This window comes from Nocardioides sp. (assembly GCF_044226765.1).
In the GTDB taxonomy this organism is placed as follows: Bacteria; Actinomycetota; Actinomycetes; order Propionibacteriales; family Nocardioidaceae; genus Nocardioides.
The window spans coordinates 875,704-894,029 of the sequence record NZ_JBGAGJ010000001.1; the positions used below are offsets into that span (position 1 = coordinate 875,704).

The following is an 18,326-nucleotide window of genomic DNA, read 5'->3' on the forward strand; positions in this document are numbered from 1 at the left end:
GTTGCGGGTATGAGCTACGAGTACGAGGGCACGGTCAGCACCAGCGCGACTCCGGCGGACGTCTGGCACCTGTGGTCGGACGTCGGCAGCTGGCACTGCTGGGACCCGGCCGTGCAGGGCGTGGCGCTCGAGGGGCACTTCGCCGAGGGAGCCGCCGGCACCCTGACCCTGACCGGCAACATCCACGCTCCGTTCGTCCTGGAGATCGTCGAGCCCGGCGCCCGGTTCCTCGACCGGGTCACGATCGGCGAGCTGGTCGTCTACATCGACCACATGGTCAAGGCCACCGCGGACGGCGCGGAGGTCACGGTCCGCACCGCGGTCAGCGGCCCGAACGCCGAGGAGCTCGGCCCGGTCGTCGCCGCCGACACCCCCAAGGCGCTGGAGGCCCTCATCGGGCTGGCCGAGCAGAAGTCCTGACGCTGCTGTCGTAGCGGCGCCCACCCGTTCGTGGAGAGGGTGAGCACACCCACCCCACGAGAGGAACCGTCATGCGCGACCTGGTCACCACCCACTTCGTCTCCCTCGACGGCGTCGCCGAGGCCCCGGGCGGCGAGCCCGGCTACCGCCACTCCGGCTGGACGATGGACATCGAGCCGGACCCGGCGCAGTACGAGCGCAAGGGTCGCGAGCAGGAGGAGGCCGCCGCCTTCGTGATGGGTGGGCGCTCCTACGAGGCCTTCAGCGAGGTCTGGCCACCATGGACTACTTCGCGGGCTGGAACGCGATGCCCAAGTACGTCGTCTCGCGCACCGTGACCGACCCGCAGTGGCACAACACGACGGTGCTGTCCTCGCTGGCCGACGTCGCGCGGCTCAAGGAGGGCGACGGCGGACCGATCTTCGTCCAGGGCAGCATGCTGCTCACCCAGGAGCTCTTGAAGGCCGGCCTCGTCGACGAGATGCGGCTGATGGTCTTCCCGGTCGTCCTCGGCACCGGCCGCGGGCCGTTCCCCACCGATGCCGAGGACAAGGTGCGGCTCGAGCTGGTCGAGAGCACGACGTACGCCAACGGCGTGCAGTACCAGGTGCTCCGGGTGCGTCGCTGACGCGGCCCGGGCGGGCGCGGTCTGAGCGTTCAATTGTTGGGAGATGTCCGGCTACCTGCGGGTAGACCGCGCGGGAGCGTTCAATTGCTGGGGGAGGTCCCCCCGCGCCACCCCCAGCGCACCTGAGCGTTCAATTGTTGGGAGATGTCCGGCTACCTGCGGGTAGACCGCGCGGGAGCGTTCAATTGCTGGGGGAGGCGCCCCGCACCACCCCCAGCGCACCTCAGCACTCACCTGCGCACCCGTCGCAGAGCCAACGACGGACCAACGCGGGACGGCGTACCTTCGCGCCATGGAGTCCTACGCCAAGGGCGAGCAGGCGCCGGCGCTGCTCGAGGAGACGATCGGGGCCAACTTCGAGCGCACCGTCGCCGCGCACCCCGACCGGGAGGCACTGGTCGAGGTCGCGAGCGGGCGGCGCTGGACCTGGGCCGAGCTCGACCGCGACGTCGACGCACTCGCGATCGGTCTGGTGCGCGCCGGCATCGGCAAGGGCGACCGGGTCGGCATCTGGTCGCCCAACTGCGCGGAGTGGACGATCACGCAGTACGCCACCGCCAAGATCGGCGCGGTCCTGGTCAACATCAACCCGGCGTACCGCACCCACGAGCTCGGCTACGCGCTGAACCAGTCGGGGGCGAAGCTGCTCATCTCCGCGACCGAGTTCAAGACCAGCGACTATCGCGCGATGATCGAGGAGGTCCGGGCCGACGTCCCGCTCGAGCAGGTCTGGTTCCTGGACCAGCCGGAGTGGAGCGACCACAACGTCCACGACCCCGGGGTCACCCTGCTGGACGTGATGACCTGGACGCTGTCGCCGGACGACCCGATCAACATCCAGTACACCTCCGGCACGACCGGCTACCCCAAGGGCGCGACGCTCAGCCACCGCAACATCCTCAACAACGGCTACTTCACGACCGAGCTGATCAACTTCACCGAGCAGGACCGGCTCTGCATCCCGGTGCCCTTCTACCACTGCTTCGGGATGGTGATGGGCAACCTCGGCTGCACCAGCCACGGCGCGACGATGGTGATCCCGGCGCCCGGCTTCGACCCCGAGATCACGCTGCGCACGATCGAGGCGGAGCGCTGCACGGGGGTGTACGGCGTCCCGACGATGTTCATCGCGATGCAGCACCACCCGACCTTCGCCGAGCACGACCTGTCGTCGCTGCGCACCGGCATCATGGCCGGCTCGATCTGCCCGGTCGAGGTGATGAAGCGGTGCATCGACGACATGCACATGGCCGAGGTGTCGATCGCCTACGGCATGACCGAGACCAGCCCCGTGTCCTGCCAGACGCGCGCCGACGACGACCTCGATCGCCGTACCGCCACCATCGGCCGGGTCCACCCCCACGTCGAGGTGAAGATCGTCGACGCGGCGACCGGCGAGACCGTGCCGCGGGGCACGCCGGGCGAGCTCTGCACGCGCGGCTACTCGGTGATGCTCGGCTACTGGGACGACCCCGACAAGACCGCCGAGGCGATCGACGCCGACGGCTGGATGCACACCGGCGACCTCGCCGAGATGCGCGAGGACGGCTACTGCAACATCGTGGGCCGGATCAAGGACATGGTCATCCGTGGCGGGGAGAACATCTACCCGCGCGAGATCGAGGAGTTCCTCTACGCCCACCCCGACATCGAGGACGTGCAGGTGATCGGGGTCCCGGACGAGAAGTACGGCGAGGAGCTCTGCGCCTGGGTCCGGATGCGCGCCGGGGCCGAGCCCCTGGACGCCGACGCCGTGCGGGCCTACGCGACCGGGAAGCTGGCCCACTACAAGATCCCGCGCTACGTGATGGTCGTCGACGAGTTCCCGATGACCGTCACCGGCAAGATCCGCAAGGTCCAGATGCGCGAGGAGACGGCCCGCACGCTGGGCCTCGGCTGACACCGAGACCGTCGAGACACCAGAACCGGCCCTTCCCGGGCGCGACATGGGGGCGGTTCGGGTGTCTCGACGGCGAACTGGCCCGCTGGCACCGCCTGCCTAGTCTCGAGGACATGACCGAGTCTCCTGCCGTCCCGATCGACAGCGCCGTCCTGCCGGGCGGCTCCGCGATGCCGCTCCTGGGCTTCGGCACCTGGCAGATCACCGACGAGGACGCCGTGCGGGCCACCACCGCCGCGCTCGACTCCGGCTACCGCCACCTCGACACCGCCACCGTCTACGGCAACGAGGCGGAGGTGGGCCGGGCGCTGGCCGAGAGCGGCGTCGCCCGCGAGGACGTCTTCCTCACCACCAAGTTCCCGCCCAACCGCGCCGGCCGCGAGCTCGAGACGCTGCGGCAGAGCCTGGAGATGCTGCGGACCGACCACGTCGACCTTTGGCTGATCCACTGGCCCGGTGACGGGTCGGCCAACACCGACATCTGGCGCGCCTTCGTGGAGGCCCAGGAGGCCGGCCTGGCCCGCGAGATCGGGGTCAGCAACTTCGACACCCGCCTCGTCGACGAGGTCACCGCGGCGACCGGGGTCACCCCGGCCGTCAACCAGGTCGAGTGGAGCCCGCTGCTCTTCGACGCCGACGTGCTCGCTGCCCACCGCGAGCGCGGAGTGGTCCTCGAGGGCTACAGCGCCCTGCGCGGTGGCACGCTCGAGCACCCCGCGATCGCCGCGATCGCCGACCGCCTCGAGCGCACTCCGGCCCAGGTCATCGTGCGGTGGCACCTGCAGCACGGGGTCGTGGTGATCCCCAAGTCCACCCACCCCGAGCGGATCCGGTCCAACGCCGACGTCGCCGGCTTCGAGCTCACCGGTGAGGACATGGCGGCCCTGGACGCCCTGGGCGGTCCGCGCGCCTAGGGTCCTGCGATGACCCCGGAGGAGGTCGGCCGCCACGCGGAGTCGCTGCCGGGCGTGCGCCGCAAGGGCACCGCGGCACGACCGGCGTGGTACGTCGACGACCGGCTCGTCGTCCGCCTCGCCGACCCGACCACGGTCGTGGTCCGGGTGCCGCTGGGCCGGCGCGAGCAGCTGCTGGAGGAGTTCCCCGACACCTTCGGCGTCCCGCCGCGCATGGAGGCCCACCACAAGGTCGAGGCCTACCTCGACCACGCCGACGCCGACGCCGTCCGACGCGCCATCGAGCTCGCGTGGGAGATGCAGCGCCGGTGACCGACCGGCGGCGTCAGCTGTTCGGCACGCCGTCCACGTAGACGGTGCTGACCTGGACGGCGGTCATCAGCACCTGGGAGATGCCGGCGGCCGACCCCGTGCAGGACAGCGCGACCTTCCGGCGCCCCGACAGGTTGATGACCGCCTCGGTGCCCAGCGTCGCGTAGGTGCTTCCGGCAGGGACCGTGGTGGCTCCACCGCCGTTCCCGAGCGACCGCTTCGCCTGCACGTAGCACTGGGCGTCGCCGGCGCCCTCTCCCGTGAGGAAGACGTTGCCCGTGGCCGACACCGTGTAGCGCCCCGGCGGCAGGGTGAGGGTGACGACGGCGACCGGCGCCTCGGTCAGCGCGGTCCCCTCGCTGTGGGTGGTGGTGTAGGCCGACGGCCGGACCCGCTGGACGGCGCTCGGCTGCAGGTCGGCGTAGGCGAGCGAGCCGTTGCGCACGTCGGCCGCGGTGATGGTGCCGTCCTTGATGTCGGCGCCGGTGACCAGGCCGGCGGCGTAGCCGGCGCCCCCGACCCCGACCGCCAAGACGAGGGCGGCCGCGACGACGGCGTACGCCGACCGGCGGGTGCGGGGCTGTGGAGTGGTGGGTGAGTGGGCCATGGCCAGTCCTTGCGTCGACGCCAGGTCCCGAGTCGTGCTCCCGCTGCCGGAGCGCTCCTGACGGAGGTCGCGCCAGTCAAGCACCGACCGCCCCGGTCCACCACCGCACCCGTCGCCGCCCCACCCGCCCGTCCTTAAGGTGGGGGGCATGCACGCAGCGCCCCTGGTCGTCGGGTTCGACCTCGACATGACGCTGATCGACACCGCCCCCGGGTTCCGCGACGTGCTGGCCGCCCTCGGCGCCGAGCTCGGGGTCGAGTTCCCGGTCGAGGAGATGACCGCCCGGCTCGGGCCGCCCCTCGACCTGCTGCTCGAGCCCTACCTCGAGGCCGAGGCGATCGCGGCGGCCGGCGACCGGTTCCGCGCGCTCTACCCCGACCACGCCATCACCGGCACCCCGGCGTTCGACGGTGCACACGACGCGCTGGCCGCCGTGCGCCGGCACGGTGGCCGCACGATCGTCGTCACCGGGAAGTACGCCCCCAACGCCCAGCTGCACCTCGACCACCTCGGCTTCGACGTCGACCACCTCGAGGGCTGGGTGTGGGGCGTCGGCAAGGCCGACGTGCTGCGTCGCGAGGGCGCGACCGTGTACGTCGGCGACCACGTCCACGACGTCGAGGGCGCCCTGGCCGCGGGCGCGCTGAGCGTCTCGGTGCTGACGGGCGGCTGCACGCGCGAGGAGCTGCTGGCCGCCGGGACGCACGTCGTGCTCGACGACCTCGGCGCGTTCCCGGCCTGGCTCGACGAGCACGTCCTCGGGTTGCGGCTGGACGCGCTGGAGGCGGACCTGCGTGAGCGCGGCTCGGTGCTCGTCGCCTACAGCGGCGGCGCCGACAGCGCGTTCCTGCTGGCCGCCGCGGTGCGGGCGCTCGGCCCGGACCGGGTGGCCGCGGCGACCGGCTACTCCCACTCGCTGCCCCAGGTCGAGCGCGACCCCGCCCGCGCGTTCGCCGCGTCGCTCGGGGTCGAGGTGCTGACGCCGCGGACCCACGAGATGGAGCGCGAGGGCTACCGGGCCAACGGCGCCGACCGCTGCTACTTCTGCAAGGCCGAGCTCCTCGACGTGCTCGGCCCGCTCGCCGCGGAGCGCGGGCTGGCGCACGTCGCGACCGGCACGAACGCCGACGACGCGGTCGCCGGCTTCCGGCCCGGCATCCGGGCGGCCGCCGAGCGCGGCGCGATCACGCCGCTGCGCGACGCGGGCCTGACCAAGGAGCAGGTGCGCGAGGCGTCACGCCGCTGGGGGCTGCCCACCTGGGACAAGCCGGCAGCCGCCTGCCTGTCGTCCCGGGTCGCCTACGGCGTCGAGGTGACGCCGTACCGGCTCGGCCGGGTCGAGCGCGCGGAGGCCGCCGCGCGTGCTGCCCTGGCCGGGGCCGGGCTGACGAACCTGCGCGTCCGCGACCTCGGCGGCCGGGCCTCGGTCGAGGTCGACGCCGCGCTGCTGCCGCTGGACCCCGCGCTGGAGGCCGCCCTGCTCGAGGGCGTCCGGGCAGCGGGCTTCGACGCCGCCGAGGTGGATCCTCGCGGATTCCGTTCGGGCTCGATGAACGAGGCGCTATAGGCTTGATGCCCGGCTCGTCCCGGAGCAGATCCCCCGCGCAGGAAGAGGAAGTCCCGTGCCCACTGGCAAGGTGAAGTGGTTCGACGCCGACAAGGGCTTCGGGTTCCTGTCGCAGGAGGACGGACCGGACGTCTACGTCCACTCCGAGGCCCTCCCCGAGGGCACGACGACGCTCAAGGCCGGGACCCGCGTCGAGTTCGGCATCGCCCAGGGCCGTCGCGGCGACCAGGCCCTGCAGGTGCGGGTCCTCGACCGGCCGCAGTCGGTCGCGCGCAACCAGCGCGACGCCAAGCGACGCAAGCCCGACGAGATGGCGACCATCGTCGAGGACCTGATCCGGCTCCTCGACGGCATCGGCGAGTCCTACCGCCACGGCCGACACCCCGACCGCGCCACGGCACGGCCGGTCGCCAAGCTCCTGCGCGGGCTGGCCGACGAGCTCGACCACTCCTGACCCCGACCGGACGGCCGGCCGTCAGTTGCCGGTCGGCACCCGCTGCCGCATCCGGCGCGGGTGCCGCAGCAGCACGAACACGCCCCAGGCGGTGAGCACGACCGTCGCGACCGCGAGGCCGAGCCGCGGCGGGTCGATCGGCATCGCGATGCCGACGAAGCCGCCGATCACCCAGGCCAGCTGCAGGGTCGTGTCGCTGCGCGCGAACGCGCTGGCCTGCACGCGGTGTGGCACGTCGCGCTGGATGGTGGCGTCGAGGGAGAACTTCGCCAGCGCCTGGCCGAGCCCGGCCACCAGGCCGAGCAGGGCGAGCGCCAGCACCCCGTAGAGCAGGAACCCGAACAGCACGACCGCCACGTCGGCGACCAGCACCGCCGACACCGTGATCGCGGGGTTGATCTGCTTGAGCACCGAGGCCGCGACGACGCCGAGGAAGTTGCCGGTCGCCGCCCCGCCGACCACGAGCGCGGTCAGCAGCTCCGTGCTCCACCCGTCGATCGGGTTCTGCCGCAGCTGGAACGCCATGAACATGATGAGGAAGCCCGACATCCAGCGCGGGCCGCAGTTGGCGCGCAGGGCGTAGGCGACCGCCGGGGGGATGCGCACGCTGCCCGTCCGCGCGGTGGCCACCGCCTCGCGGCGCAGCAGCAGGTCACCCTCGCCGGCGCTGGAGTCGACCCGCGGCGGCAGTCGGACCGCGCCGATCGTCGCCGCGACGAAGAGCAGGAAGGCGTAGCGCAGCACCCACTCCGGCCCGGCCAGCGAGGCGAGGCCGGCCAGTGGTGCGGACACCGCGACGCCGACCATGCCTGCCATGGACACCCGGCCGTTGGCCTTGACCAGGGTGAAGTCGTCGGGGAGCAGGCGGGGCACGGCGGCGGCCCGCGTGACGCCGTACGCCTTGGACCCGACCAGCACCCCCAGCGCGGCGGGGAAGATCCAGACCGAGTCCGAGACGACCGCCCCGGCCAGCACCCAGCACAGGAACGCGCGGACCGCCATGGTCGCCCCGATCGCCCACCGGCGGCCGTGGGCGAAGCGGTCGAGGAACGGGCCGATCAGCGGGGCCACGATCGCGAACGGCAGCATCGTCAGCCCGAGGAAGAGCGCCACCTGGCCGCGCGCCTCGCCGGAGGGCACGGTGAAGAACAGCGTGCCCGCCAGTGCGATCGCCACGGCCGCGTCGCCGGCGGTGTTGAAGAAGTGCATCTGGATGAGCCGGGCCAGGCCGGACTCCCCGGCGCCCTCGGCCTCCGCGGCGCGTCGTGCCGTGCGCATGGTGAAGCTGCCCGCGCGGCGGGTCGCCCGGGCCGTCGCCCCGAGCCCGCGCGAGACCCGGGACCCTCCGGGCGTCGCGGGGTCGGGCAGGTCGGCCATGACCCCATCCTGCCCCGGAGGAGGCCACCCGACCTGACAGCGACAGGGCCGATGCGCGATGATTTCGCGCGTGACCCCCACCCTGCGCCCCAAGCCCGACTCGGCCGCCGTCGCGGCCGTCGACGTCGCCCGGGCCGCCCTGGTGGCCGACGTCGGCGGCGCGGACGTCGGCGAGCACCTGGGTCACGTGGTCGAGGGCGACCGGGTCGTCACCCACCTCTTCGCCTGCGAGCGGGCCGGCTACGTCGGCTGGCGGTGGTCGGTGACCGTGGCCCGCGCGTCCCGCCAGAAGCAGGTCACCGTCGACGAGGTCGTGCTGGTGCCGGGCGAGGAGGCGATCGTCGCCCCGCCGTGGGTGCCCTACCGCGAGCGGATCAAGCCCGGTGACCTGTCGCCCGGAGACCTGCTCCCGGTCGCCGACGACGACCCGCGCCTGGTCCCGACGTACTCGTTCGGCGACGACCCGCTCGACGCCGACGACAAGGCGCAGGTCCGCTCGGTCGCGGGTGACCTCGGCCTCGGACGGGTCCGCACTCTCTCGCGCGAGGGTCGCGACCTCGCCGCCCAGCGGTGGTACGACGGGGACGGTGGGCCGGACGGCCCGCTGGCCCGGTCGGCCCCGGACTCCTGCACGACCTGCGGGTTCCTGCTGCGCATCGCCGGCCCGCTCGCGGAGAGCTTCGGCGTGTGCGCGAACGGTGACGCCAACGACGACGGGCGGGTCGTGTCGCTCGACCACGGCTGCGGCGCCCACAGCGAGGTGCGGCTGGCCAAGAAGCACGAGCCCCAGCCGCTGCCCGACCACGTCTTCGACACCCTGACCGTCGACGGGTTCGTCACCGCCTAGCGCTGCTCAGACCTCCGGATCCGCGAGCACGGTCCGACGGTTGCGGCGCCGGCGGCAGTACTCCAGCCCGAGCAGGCCGAAGCCGAAGCCGGCCAGGCAGGTCCACAGCCACCACAGGTTGCCCGACTCCTCCAGGCGGCCGTAGAACGGCAGCAGCGCCACGAAGGCGACCAGCCAGGCCGCCGTGCCGACCTCGACGGTCCGGACGCCGTCGACGTCCAGCGGCTCGACGTCGGCCACGAAGAAGGTGCGGTTGCCGACCTCGTGGGTCATCGGCTGCCCCTCGTGCGGATCCACGGTGGACACGCTAGTCGACACCCGGACCGATCTGGGATGCTGCCGCCCGTGAGCGACCTGACGACGGCTGCCCCGCGCAGCGGCATCGACCGTTACTTCAAGATCACCGAGCGTGGCTCGACCGTCTCGCGCGAGGTCCGCGGCGGGTTCGTCACGTTCTTCACGATGGCCTACATCATCGTGCTGAACCCGATCATCCTGTCCGGGGCGGTCGACGTCGACGGCAAGCACCTCGGTGGTGACAACGGGTTCGTGGCGATCGCCGCGGGCACGGCGCTGGTCGCCGGCGTGATGACGATCCTGATGGGCGTCGTGGCCAACTACCCCCTCGCACTGGCCACCGGGCTCGGTCTCAACGCCTTCGTGGCCTACTCCATCGCTGGCCAGATGACCTGGGCGGACGCCATGGGGCTGGTCGTGATCGAGGGACTGGTCATCCTGGTGCTCGTCCTGACGGGCTTCCGGCAGGCGGTCTTCCATGCGGTGCCCGCGCAGCTCAAGGTCGCGATCTCGGTCGGCATCGGCCTGTTCATCGCACTCATCGGCTTCGTCGACGCCGGCTTCGTGCGGCGGATCCCCGACGCGGCGAACACCACCGTGCCGGTGCAGCTCGGGCAGACCGGGCAGCTCGCCGGGTGGCCGGTGCTGGTCTTCGCCTTCGGGCTCGCCCTGGTCATCGTGCTGTGGGTGCGCCACGTCAAGGGCGCGATCCTGATCTCGATCGCCGCCACGACGCTGCTCGCGATCGTGGTCGAGGCGATCGTCGGCGCGGGCTCCAGCGTCGACAACCCGAAGGGCTGGGGCCTCAACGTCCCCGCCTGGCCCGACAAGATCGTCTCCAAGCCCGACTTCGGCACCCTCGGTGACTTCAACCTGCTGGGGTCCTTCGAGAGCGTCGGCGTGGTCACCTCGCTGCTGCTCATCTTCACCCTGATGCTCGCCGACTTCTTCGACACGATGGGCACGATGACCGCGATCGGCGCCGAGGCCGGCCTGCTCCAGGAGGACGGCACCCCGCCCAACACCAAGCGCATCCTCATCGTCGACTCCCTGGCCGCGTCGGCGGGCGGTGCCGCCGGGGTCTCCTCCAACACCTCCTACATCGAGTCCGCGTCGGGCGTCGGCGAGGGTGCGCGCACGGGCCTGGCCTCTGTGGTCACCGGAGCCCTCTTCCTGCTCGCGATCTTCTTCACGCCGATCGTCGCGATCATCCCGTCCGAGGCGGCGGTCCCGGCCCTGGTCCTGGTCGGCTTCTTGATGATGCAGCAGGTCAAGGGCATCGACTGGGACGACCTGGAGGTCGCCATCCCGGCGTTCCTGACCATCGTGCTGATGCCGTTCACCTACTCGATCTCGGTCGGGATCGGCGCCGGCTTCATCGCCTACGTGCTGATCAAGGTCGCCCGCGGCAAGGCCTCCCAGGTGCACCCGCTGCTGTGGGGCGTCGCGGCCGCCTTCCTGCTGTTCTTCTGCATCAGCCCGGTCACCGACTGGCTCACCTGACCCGGAGTTTCGGCCGGGTGCCCCCGGGGTAGCACCGAACCACAGGATGAGGCGATCTCGGGGAGATGTGACGTGGGTGCTCGGACGCGGTCGGTGGCGGTGCTGGTGGCAGGTCTGGTCGCGATGGTCGGGATCCTGACGCCGGCCCCAGCGCTTGCCGACGGGCCGAAGGAGGGCTCCTACAGCCGCCACTTCAGTGCGACGAAGATGCGCTACTTCAAGACGCTGCACCGCTGTCTGGTGGTGTCGGTGTCGGGCACCTACAAGTTCCGCATCGAGTACGACACCCGGTGGTCGGCGTTCTACCGCGACCGCCGGGTCGTCCACCCGGCGTTCACCCTGCGCAGCTACCCCAAGTGCATCACCGGGCCCCAGATGTACAAGCCCGTCCACAAGATGGAGCTCACCCAGTCGTGGTCGTCCTCGACCTGCTCCACCGATGTCGGGATCTCGGTCTCGGCGCCGTGGGGCGTCGGGGTGAGCGCCTCGCAGAGCTGCGACCGGTCGCGGCTGGCCTACCGCAAGACCGAGTACGTCGGCCGCTCCGGTTCCCGCACGCAGTACAACAGCACGACCGTCGTCCACTACGACAACGAGTACCTCAAGCCGCTGGCGTGGGGTCATGCGTACGGCGGCCCCTCGGAGGTCAAGGCGCCGTTGTGCTTCAAGGTCGACGGCGACGTGGTCGTCTACCCGACCAAGCGCGGCGACTCCGACTCCTGGGAGTCCAAGCTCAAGCCCTGCGTCCGCTGGTGGTGACCGCGGCACCGGTCGCGGCGTAGGAGAGCCGGCGGCCGGTCTTGACCCAGGAATGCTTAGCATGGGTAATGAGTTACGCTAAACATCATGCCCACCGTGGAGAAGGTCGCCCGCACCGACGCCGGACTCGCCTCCGAGCTCCGGCTCAGCGTGATGCGGCTGCGCCGGCGCCTGGCCACCGAGCGCCACCCCGACAACGAGCTGAGCCTGGGCCAGATGGCCGTGCTCGGCTGCCTCTACCGGCACGGCGGAGCGCTCACGATCGGGGAGCTCGCCGCGGCCGAGCGGGTGCAGCCCCCGTCGATGACCCGCACCGTCAACTGCCTCGAGGGCAGCGGCGACGTCGTCCGCCGCCCGCACCCCACCGACCGCCGCCAGGTCGTGGTCGAGCTGTCCGACACCGGCCGGGCCCGGCTGCTGGCCGACCGCGACCGTCGTACCGCCTGGCTCGCCCAGCGGCTGCGTGAGCTCACGCCCGACGAGCGTGCGGTCCTCCGGCAGGCCGCGCCGATCCTCGAACGCCTCTCCCACCTCGACTGACCAAGGACCGATACCTCACGAGCCCCACGTTCCGCGCCCTCCACAACCCGAACTACCGCCTCTACCTGGCCGGCAGCGTCGTCTCGAACACCGGCACCTGGATGCAACGCGTCGCCCAGGACTGGCTGGTGCTGCAGCTGCCCGGCAACAGCGGCACCGAGCTCGGCATCACCACCGGCCTGCAGTTCCTGCCGGTGCTGCTGCTGAGCCCGTACGCCGGCGTGGTGGCCGACCGGTTCCCCAAGCGTCGCCTCCTGCAGGTGACCCAGGCGACGATGGCGCTGACCTCGCTGGTCCTGGCGGTGATCGCCGTCCTCGGGATCGTCTCGACCTGGCAGGTGTACGTGATCGCGGTGCTGTTCGGCGTGGGCGCGGCCTTCGACGGCCCGGCGCGGCAGTCGTTCGTGTCGGAGATGGTGGGGCAGGACGACCTCACCAACGCGGTCGGCCTGAACTCCGCCAGCTTCAACGCCGCGCGCATCCTCGGCCCGGCGCTGGCCGGCCTGATGATCGGCGCGCTGGGCGGGGGAGTGGTCGCGGCCGGCTGGGTCATCCTGCTCAACGCGGCCTCCTACGGCGCGGTGATCGCGCAGCTGCAGCGGATGGACACCTCCCTGCTCCGCACCCCGGAGCCGCGGGACCGGGCACCGGGCGCGCTGCTGGAGGGTGTCCGCTACGTCCGCAGCCAGCCCAAGATGGTGATGATCCTGGTGATGGTGTTCTTCGCGGGCACCTTCGGGATGAACTTCCAGATCACCTCCGCCCTGATGGCGACCGAGGTGTTCGGCAAGGGGGCCGGCGAGTTCGGGATCCTCGGCTCGGCGATGGCCGTCGGGTCGCTCACCGGGGCACTGATGGCGGCCCGCCGGGTCCGGATCCGGCTCCGCCTGCTGGTGGGGGCCGCCGTGGGCTTCGGCGCGGCCGAGATCGTGGCCGGACTGCTGCCGACGTACCTGGCGTTCGCGCTGTTCTGCCCCGTCATCGGCTTCTGCACGCTCACCTTGCTGAACTCGGCGAACGCCACGATCCAGCTGGAGTCCGACCCGGCGCTGCGCGGGCGGGTGATGGCGCTCTACATGACGATCGTGATGGGCGGCACCCCGCTCGGCTCGCCCGTGATCGGGTGGATCGGGCAGCACCTCGGCGCCCGCTGGAGCCTGGTGATCGGCGGCGCGCTGACGATCGCGGGGGTACTCTTGGCGCTCGCCGTCCTCGCACGGCTCCGCGGTGGTGCCCGCAGCGTTTTGCATGCGGTTGGGCCCGCGGGTAGCCTTGTTCCTCGTGTCTGGGACGACCAGACCGTTGCGCGTGCCCGGAGGCAGCCGGAAGGACAAGCTCCCGGCTCCGGCACGCAGCTGCCCCTCAGCGAGACCGTGAGCGGATCTCGCTGAGGCGTGGGAAGGGCGACACGCCCGACCTCGGGGGCGAGCAACGAGGGTGGGGGCAGCATCTCCCGGACACGGAGCAGGACAACCGTGCGGGCAGAGCGCTCGTACTGAGAGTCGAACAGAAGGGGAACCACCCGGTGCCCACCATTCAGCAGCTGGTCCGCAAGGGCCGCCAGGACAAGGTGTCGAAGAACAAGACGCCTGCCCTGAAGGGCTCGCCGCAGCGCCGAGGCGTCTGCACGCGCGTCTACACCACCACCCCGAAGAAGCCGAACTCCGCCCTGCGCAAGGTCGCCCGTGTGCGCCTGTCCAGCGGCGTCGAGGTCACGGCGTACATCCCGGGCGTCGGTCACAACCTCCAGGAGCACTCGATCGTGCTCGTCCGCGGCGGCCGGGTGAAGGACCTCCCCGGTGTCCGCTACAAGATCATCCGCGGCACGCTCGACACCCAGGGCGTGAAGAACCGCAAGCAGGCCCGCAGCCGCTACGGCGCCAAGAAGGAGAAGAGCTGACATGCCGCGCAAGGGTCCGGCCCCGAAGCGGCCGATCGACGTCGACCCGGTCTACGGGTCGCAGCTGGTCTCCCAGCTCGTCTCCAAGGTGCTGCAGGACGGCAAGAAGCAGGTCGCCCAGCGCATCGTCTACACCGCGCTCGAGGGCTGCCGCGAGAAGACCGGCACCGACCCGGTCGTCACGCTGAAGCGTGCGCTCGACAACGTCAAGCCGGCGATCGAGGTCAAGTCCCGCCGCGTCGGCGGCGCGACCTACCAGGTCCCGATCGAGGTCAAGGGCACCCGCGGCACCACGCTCGCGCTGCGCTGGCTGGTCGGCTACGCCCAGGACCGCCGCGAGAAGACGATGTCCGAGCGCCTGATGAACGAGATCCTCGACGCCTCCAACGGCCTCGGTGCCGCGGTGAAGAAGCGCGAGGACACCCACAAGATGGCCGAGTCCAACAAGGCCTTCGCCCACTACCGCTGGTGACTGGTCGCGGCCGGCGACCGCCCACCACGGTGGTCGCCGTCCGCAGGGGCGCGACGACTCCGGCCCCATCACCGAAACTTCTTTCTAAGGAACGCTGACAACAGTGGCTGTCGACATCACCACGGACCTCAACAAGGTCCGCAACATCGGCATCATGGCGCACATCGACGCCGGCAAGACCACCACCACCGAGCGCATCCTCTTCTACACCGGCATCACCTACAAGATCGGTGAGGTCCACGAGGGCGCCGCCACGATGGACTGGATGGAGCAGGAGCAGGAGCGCGGCATCACGATCACGTCGGCCGCGACGACCTGCTGGTGGAAGAACCACCAGATCAACATCATCGACACCCCCGGGCACGTGGACTTCACCGCCGAGGTCGAGCGCTCGCTGCGCGTCCTCGACGGCGCGGTCGCGGTGTTCGACGGCGTCGCCGGCGTCGAGCCGCAGACCATGACGGTGTGGCGACAGGCCAACAAGTACTCCGTGCCGCGGATGTGCTTCGTCAACAAGCTGGACCGCACCGGCGCGGACTTCTTCCGCTGCGTGGACATGATGGTCGAGCGCCTCAACTCCACCCCGCTGGTCCTCCAGCTGCCGATCGGCGCCGAGTCCGACTTCCTCGGGGTCGTCGACCTGGTCGGCATGCGCGCGCTCACCTGGCGCGGCGAGACCAAGATGGGCGAGGACTACGAGGTCGAGGAGATCCCCGCCGAGCTCGCCGAGCAGGCCGCGGAGTACCGCGAGAAGCTGCTCGAGACGCTCGCCGAGGCCGACGACGCCATCATGGAGAAGTACCTCGAGGGCGAGGACCTCTCCGTGGAGGAGATCGAGGACGCGATCCGTCGCGCCACCCTCGCCGACAAGCTCAACCCGGTGCTGTGCGGGACCGCGTTCAAGAACAAGGGCGTGCAGCCCCTGCTCGACGCCGTGGTCAAGTACCTGCCGTCGCCGCTGGACATCGACGCGATCATCGGCCACAAGCCGGGCGACGAGGAGACCGCGATCTCCCGCAAGCCGTCCGACGACGAGCCGTTCTCCGGCCTGGCCTACAAGATCGCCTCGGACCCGCACCTCGGCAAGCTGATCTACGTCCGGGTCTACTCGGGCAAGCTCGAGGCCGGCTCGACCGTGGTCAACTCGGTCAACGGCCGCAAGGAGCGGATCGGCAAGGTCTACCAGATGCACGCCAACAAGCGTGAGGAGATCGCGTCGGTCGGCGCCGGCCAGATCGTCGCCGTCATGGGCCTGAAGGACACCAAGACCGGCCACACGCTCTGCGACCCGCAGAACCAGGTCGTGCTCGAGTCGATGACGTTCCCGGCCCCGGTGATCGAGGTCGCGATCGAGCCCAAGACGAAGAGCGACCAGGAGAAGCTCGGCACGGCGATCCAGCGCCTCTCCGACGAGGACCCGACCTTCACGGTCAAGTCCGACGAGGAGACCGGCCAGACGATCATCGCCGGCATGGGCGAACTCCACCTGGAGATCCTGGTCGACCGGATGAAGCGCGAGTTCCGCGTCGAGGCGACCGTCGGCAAGCCGCAGGTGGCCTACCGCGAGACCATCCGCCGCAAGGTGGACAGCCACAGCTACACCCACAAGAAGCAGACCGGTGGTTCGGGTCAGTTCGCGAAGGTCGTCATCTCGATCGAGCCCAGCATCGACGAGGAGACCGGCACGGGGGCGGGCTACGAGTTCGTCAACAACGTGACCGGTGGCCGCGTGCCGCGTGAGTACATCCCGTCGGTCGACCAGGGCGCCCAGGAGGCCATGGAGTTCGGCGTGCTCGCCGGCTACCCGATGGTCGACGTCAAGGTCTCGCTCGAGGACGGCGCCTACCACGACGTCGACTCGTCCGAGCTCGCCTTCAAGATCGCCGGCAACCAGGCCTTCAAGGAGGCCGCCCGCCAGGCCAAGCCGGTGCTGCTCGAGCCGATGTTCGCCGTGGAGGTGACCACGCCGGAGAACTTCCTCGGCACGGTCATCGGCGACATCAACAGCCGGCGCGGCCAGATCCAGGCACAGGAGGAGCGTCACGGTGACATGGTCATCAACGCCCTCGTGCCGCTGTCCGAGATGTTCGGGTACGTTGGCGACCTGAGGTCGAAGACCTCCGGCCAGGCTTCGTACTCGATGGAGTTCGACTCGTACGCCGAGGTCCCCCAGGGCATCGCCGACGAGATCATCAAGAAGGTCCGTGGCGAGTAGTCGCCCGCAGGATCCTCAGCACCATCCAGCCAGTACGAGTCAAGCAACAAACAACACCAGGAGGAGCCCACAGTGGCTAAGGCGAAGTTCGAGCGGACCAAGCCGCACGTCAACATCGGCACGATCGGTCACATCGACCACGGCAAGACGACCCTGACTGCCGCGATCACCAAGGTCCTGCACGACAAGTACCCGGACCTGAACCCGTTCACGCCGTTCGACGAGATCGACAAGGCTCCCGAGGAGCGCCAGCGCGGCATCACGATCTCGATCGCGCACGTCGAGTACCAGACCGAGGCGCGCCACTACGCGCACGTCGACTGCCCGGGTCACGCCGACTACATCAAGAACATGATCACGGGTGCGGCGCAGATGGACGGCGCGATCCTGGTGGTCGCCGCGACCGACGGCCCGATGCCGCAGACCCGTGAGCACGTGCTGCTCGCCCGCCAGGTCGGCGTGCCGGCGCTGGTCGTCGCGCTCAACAAGTGCGACATGGTCGACGACGAGGAGCTCATCGAGCTCGTCGAGATGGAGGTGCGCGAGCTCCTCTCCGAGTACGAGTTCCCGGGCGACGACATCCCGGTCGTGCGCGTGGCCGCCTTCCCGGCGCTGAACGGCGACGAGAAGTGGGGCGAGTCGGTCTTCGAGCTGATGACCGCGGTCGACGAGTACATCCCGACCCCGGAGCGCGACACCGAGAAGCCGTTCCTCATGCCCGTCGAGGACGTCTTCACGATCACCGGTCGTGGCACCGTCGTCACCGGCCGCATCGAGCGCGGCATCATCAAGGTGAACGAGGAGATCGAGATCCTCGGCATCCGCGACACCTCGGCCAAGACCACGGTCACCGGTGTCGAGATGTTCCGCAAGCTGCTCGACGAGGGCCAGGCCGGTGAGAACGTCGGTCTGCTCCTCCGCGGCACCAAGCGCGAGGACGTCGAGCGCGGCATGGTCCTGGCCAAGCCGGGCACCACGACCCCGCACACCAACTTCGAGGCCTCGGTCTACATCCTCTCGAAGGAGGAGGGCGGCCGTCACACGCCGTTCTTCAACAACTACCGTCCGCAGTTCTACTTCCGGACCACGGACGTGACCGGTGTCGTGACCCTGCCCGAGGGCACCGAGATGGTCATGCCGGGTGACAACACCGAGATGTCGGTCGAGCTCATCCAGCCCATCGCGATGGACGAGGGCCTGCGGTTCGCGATCCGCGAGGGTGGCCGCACCGTCGGCGCCGGCCGGGTCACCAAGATCACGAAGTGATCGCCTGATCCAACCGAAGGGCCCCGCAGGCTGCGCAAGCAGCTTGCGGGGCCCTTCGCGTCGGATCAGGCATCCTGCGGACCCTCGAGCCGAGTCGGCGCTCCTGCCCTCCGGCGCGCAGCGCCCGCACCTGCCATAGCGCCGACTCGGCGACCCGACCCACGAGGCCGGCGAGCGCAGCGAGCGACGGCCGGACGGTGAGTGGGGCGACCCGGCCCACGAGGCCGACGAGCGCAGCGTGCGGGGCGACCGTGCCCACGAGGCCGGCGAGCGCAGCGAGCGACGGCCGGGCCTCGACCCCGGCAGTAGCGCCGACTCGGCACCCCTGAGCCCGGCAGTAGCGCCGAC

The 18,326-nt window shown here is 70.7% G+C and carries 20 protein-coding genes; 17 read left to right on the forward strand and 3 right to left on the reverse strand.

The features are described from left to right. Positions 1-9: 9 nt before the first annotated feature. The 6 genes from ACILRH_RS04190 (at position 10) to ACILRH_RS04215 (ending at position 4,174) form a co-directional block, all read left to right on the forward strand. The gene (locus tag ACILRH_RS04190) at positions 10-420 is read left to right on the forward strand and encodes an SRPBCC family protein (protein WP_395691017.1); all 411 of its coding nucleotides are present in this window, start codon (positions 10-12) and stop codon (positions 418-420) included. Between the two features lie 71 nt (positions 421-491). After that, positions 492-758 (forward strand): hypothetical protein, encoded by a 267-nt coding sequence (locus ACILRH_RS04195; RefSeq protein WP_395691018.1) that lies wholly within the window; start codon positions 492-494, stop codon positions 756-758. Beyond that, positions 701-1,048, forward strand: coding sequence for a dihydrofolate reductase family protein (locus tag ACILRH_RS04200; RefSeq protein ID WP_395691020.1), 348 nt, complete (start codon positions 701-703; stop codon positions 1,046-1,048). The genes ACILRH_RS04195 and ACILRH_RS04200 overlap by 58 nt, the downstream gene beginning before the upstream one ends. 292 nt (positions 1,049-1,340) lie before the next feature. Further along, positions 1,341-2,948, forward strand: a complete 1,608-nt coding sequence (locus ACILRH_RS04205; protein ID WP_395691022.1) for an AMP-binding protein — start codon at positions 1,341-1,343, stop codon at positions 2,946-2,948. A gap of 113 nt (positions 2,949-3,061) precedes the next feature. Further along, positions 3,062-3,862, forward strand: coding sequence for an aldo/keto reductase (locus ACILRH_RS04210; protein ID WP_395691023.1), 801 nt, complete (start codon positions 3,062-3,064; stop codon positions 3,860-3,862). Positions 3,863-3,871: 9 nt separating this feature from the next. Beyond that, the gene (locus tag ACILRH_RS04215) at positions 3,872-4,174 is read left to right on the forward strand and encodes a hypothetical protein (RefSeq protein ID WP_395691025.1); all 303 of its coding nucleotides are present in this window, start codon (positions 3,872-3,874) and stop codon (positions 4,172-4,174) included. Positions 4,175-4,187: 13 nt separating this feature from the next. Here the strand turns inward: ACILRH_RS04215 and ACILRH_RS04220 are convergent, their stop codons facing one another. Then, complete coding sequence (locus ACILRH_RS04220; protein WP_395691027.1) at positions 4,188-4,781, reverse strand: hypothetical protein; 594 nt, start codon at positions 4,779-4,781, stop codon at positions 4,188-4,190. 148 nt (positions 4,782-4,929) lie between these two features. Here ACILRH_RS04220 and ACILRH_RS04225 point away from each other — a divergent pair, with 148 nt between their 5' ends. Together ACILRH_RS04225 and ACILRH_RS04230 are read left to right on the forward strand one after the other, a co-directional pair. Next, a complete protein-coding gene (locus ACILRH_RS04225) occupies positions 4,930-6,348 on the forward strand; it encodes an HAD family hydrolase (protein ID WP_395691029.1) in 1,419 nt (472 codons plus the stop codon). A 55-nt stretch (positions 6,349-6,403) separates the two neighbouring features. After that, positions 6,404-6,802 (forward strand): cold-shock protein, encoded by a 399-nt coding sequence (locus tag ACILRH_RS04230; protein ID WP_395691030.1) that lies wholly within the window; start codon positions 6,404-6,406, stop codon positions 6,800-6,802. A gap of 21 nt (positions 6,803-6,823) precedes the next feature. Here the strand turns inward: ACILRH_RS04230 and ACILRH_RS04235 are convergent, their stop codons facing one another. Beyond that, positions 6,824-8,179 carry an MFS transporter gene (locus tag ACILRH_RS04235; protein ID WP_395691031.1) on the reverse strand — a complete coding sequence of 452 codons (1,356 nt, stop codon included), beginning with the start codon at positions 8,177-8,179 and terminating at the stop codon, positions 6,824-6,826. A gap of 58 nt (positions 8,180-8,237) precedes the next feature. Here ACILRH_RS04235 and ACILRH_RS04240 point away from each other — a divergent pair, with 58 nt between their 5' ends. After that, the gene (locus ACILRH_RS04240; protein WP_395691033.1) at positions 8,238-9,026 is read left to right on the forward strand and encodes a DUF3027 domain-containing protein; all 789 of its coding nucleotides are present in this window, start codon (positions 8,238-8,240) and stop codon (positions 9,024-9,026) included. 6 nt (positions 9,027-9,032) lie between these two features. Here the strand turns inward: ACILRH_RS04240 and ACILRH_RS04245 are convergent, their stop codons facing one another. Continuing rightward, the gene (locus tag ACILRH_RS04245; RefSeq protein WP_395691035.1) at positions 9,033-9,323 is read right to left on the reverse strand and encodes a DUF2530 domain-containing protein; all 291 of its coding nucleotides are present in this window, start codon (positions 9,321-9,323) and stop codon (positions 9,033-9,035) included. A 36-nt stretch (positions 9,324-9,359) separates the two neighbouring features. Between ACILRH_RS04245 and ACILRH_RS04250 the strand changes: the two genes are divergently transcribed. The 8 genes from ACILRH_RS04250 to tuf all read left to right on the forward strand — a co-directional run bounded on the left by ACILRH_RS04250 (position 9,360) and on the right by tuf (position 17,978). Continuing rightward, the gene (locus tag ACILRH_RS04250; RefSeq protein WP_395691037.1) at positions 9,360-10,826 is read left to right on the forward strand and encodes an NCS2 family permease; all 1,467 of its coding nucleotides are present in this window, start codon (positions 9,360-9,362) and stop codon (positions 10,824-10,826) included. A gap of 72 nt (positions 10,827-10,898) precedes the next feature. Next, positions 10,899-11,585, forward strand: a complete 687-nt coding sequence (locus tag ACILRH_RS04255; RefSeq protein WP_395691039.1) for a hypothetical protein — start codon at positions 10,899-10,901, stop codon at positions 11,583-11,585. A gap of 87 nt (positions 11,586-11,672) precedes the next feature. Beyond that, complete coding sequence (locus ACILRH_RS04260; protein WP_395691040.1) at positions 11,673-12,125, forward strand: MarR family winged helix-turn-helix transcriptional regulator; 453 nt, start codon at positions 11,673-11,675, stop codon at positions 12,123-12,125. Next, complete coding sequence (locus ACILRH_RS04265; RefSeq protein WP_395691209.1) at positions 12,122-13,516, forward strand: MFS transporter; 1,395 nt, start codon at positions 12,122-12,124, stop codon at positions 13,514-13,516. The genes ACILRH_RS04260 and ACILRH_RS04265 overlap by 4 nt, the downstream gene beginning before the upstream one ends. Positions 13,517-13,650: 134 nt before the next feature. Beyond that, entirely contained in the window at positions 13,651-14,025 is a 375-nt protein-coding gene (gene rpsL, locus ACILRH_RS04270; RefSeq protein WP_011757353.1) for a 30S ribosomal protein S12, read from the forward strand. 1 nt (position 14,026) lies between these two features. Beyond that, positions 14,027-14,497 (forward strand): 30S ribosomal protein S7, encoded by a 471-nt coding sequence (gene rpsG, locus ACILRH_RS04275; RefSeq protein ID WP_395691042.1) that lies wholly within the window; start codon positions 14,027-14,029, stop codon positions 14,495-14,497. A 103-nt stretch (positions 14,498-14,600) separates the two neighbouring features. After that, positions 14,601-16,712: an elongation factor G gene (gene fusA, locus ACILRH_RS04280; RefSeq protein ID WP_395691043.1), complete on the forward strand. Its 2,112-nt coding sequence runs from the start codon at positions 14,601-14,603 to the stop codon at positions 16,710-16,712. Between the two features lie 72 nt (positions 16,713-16,784). Continuing rightward, positions 16,785-17,978 carry an elongation factor Tu gene (gene tuf / locus ACILRH_RS04285; protein ID WP_395691044.1) on the forward strand — a complete coding sequence of 398 codons (1,194 nt, stop codon included), beginning with the start codon at positions 16,785-16,787 and terminating at the stop codon, positions 17,976-17,978. Positions 17,979-18,326 lie beyond the last annotated feature (348 nt).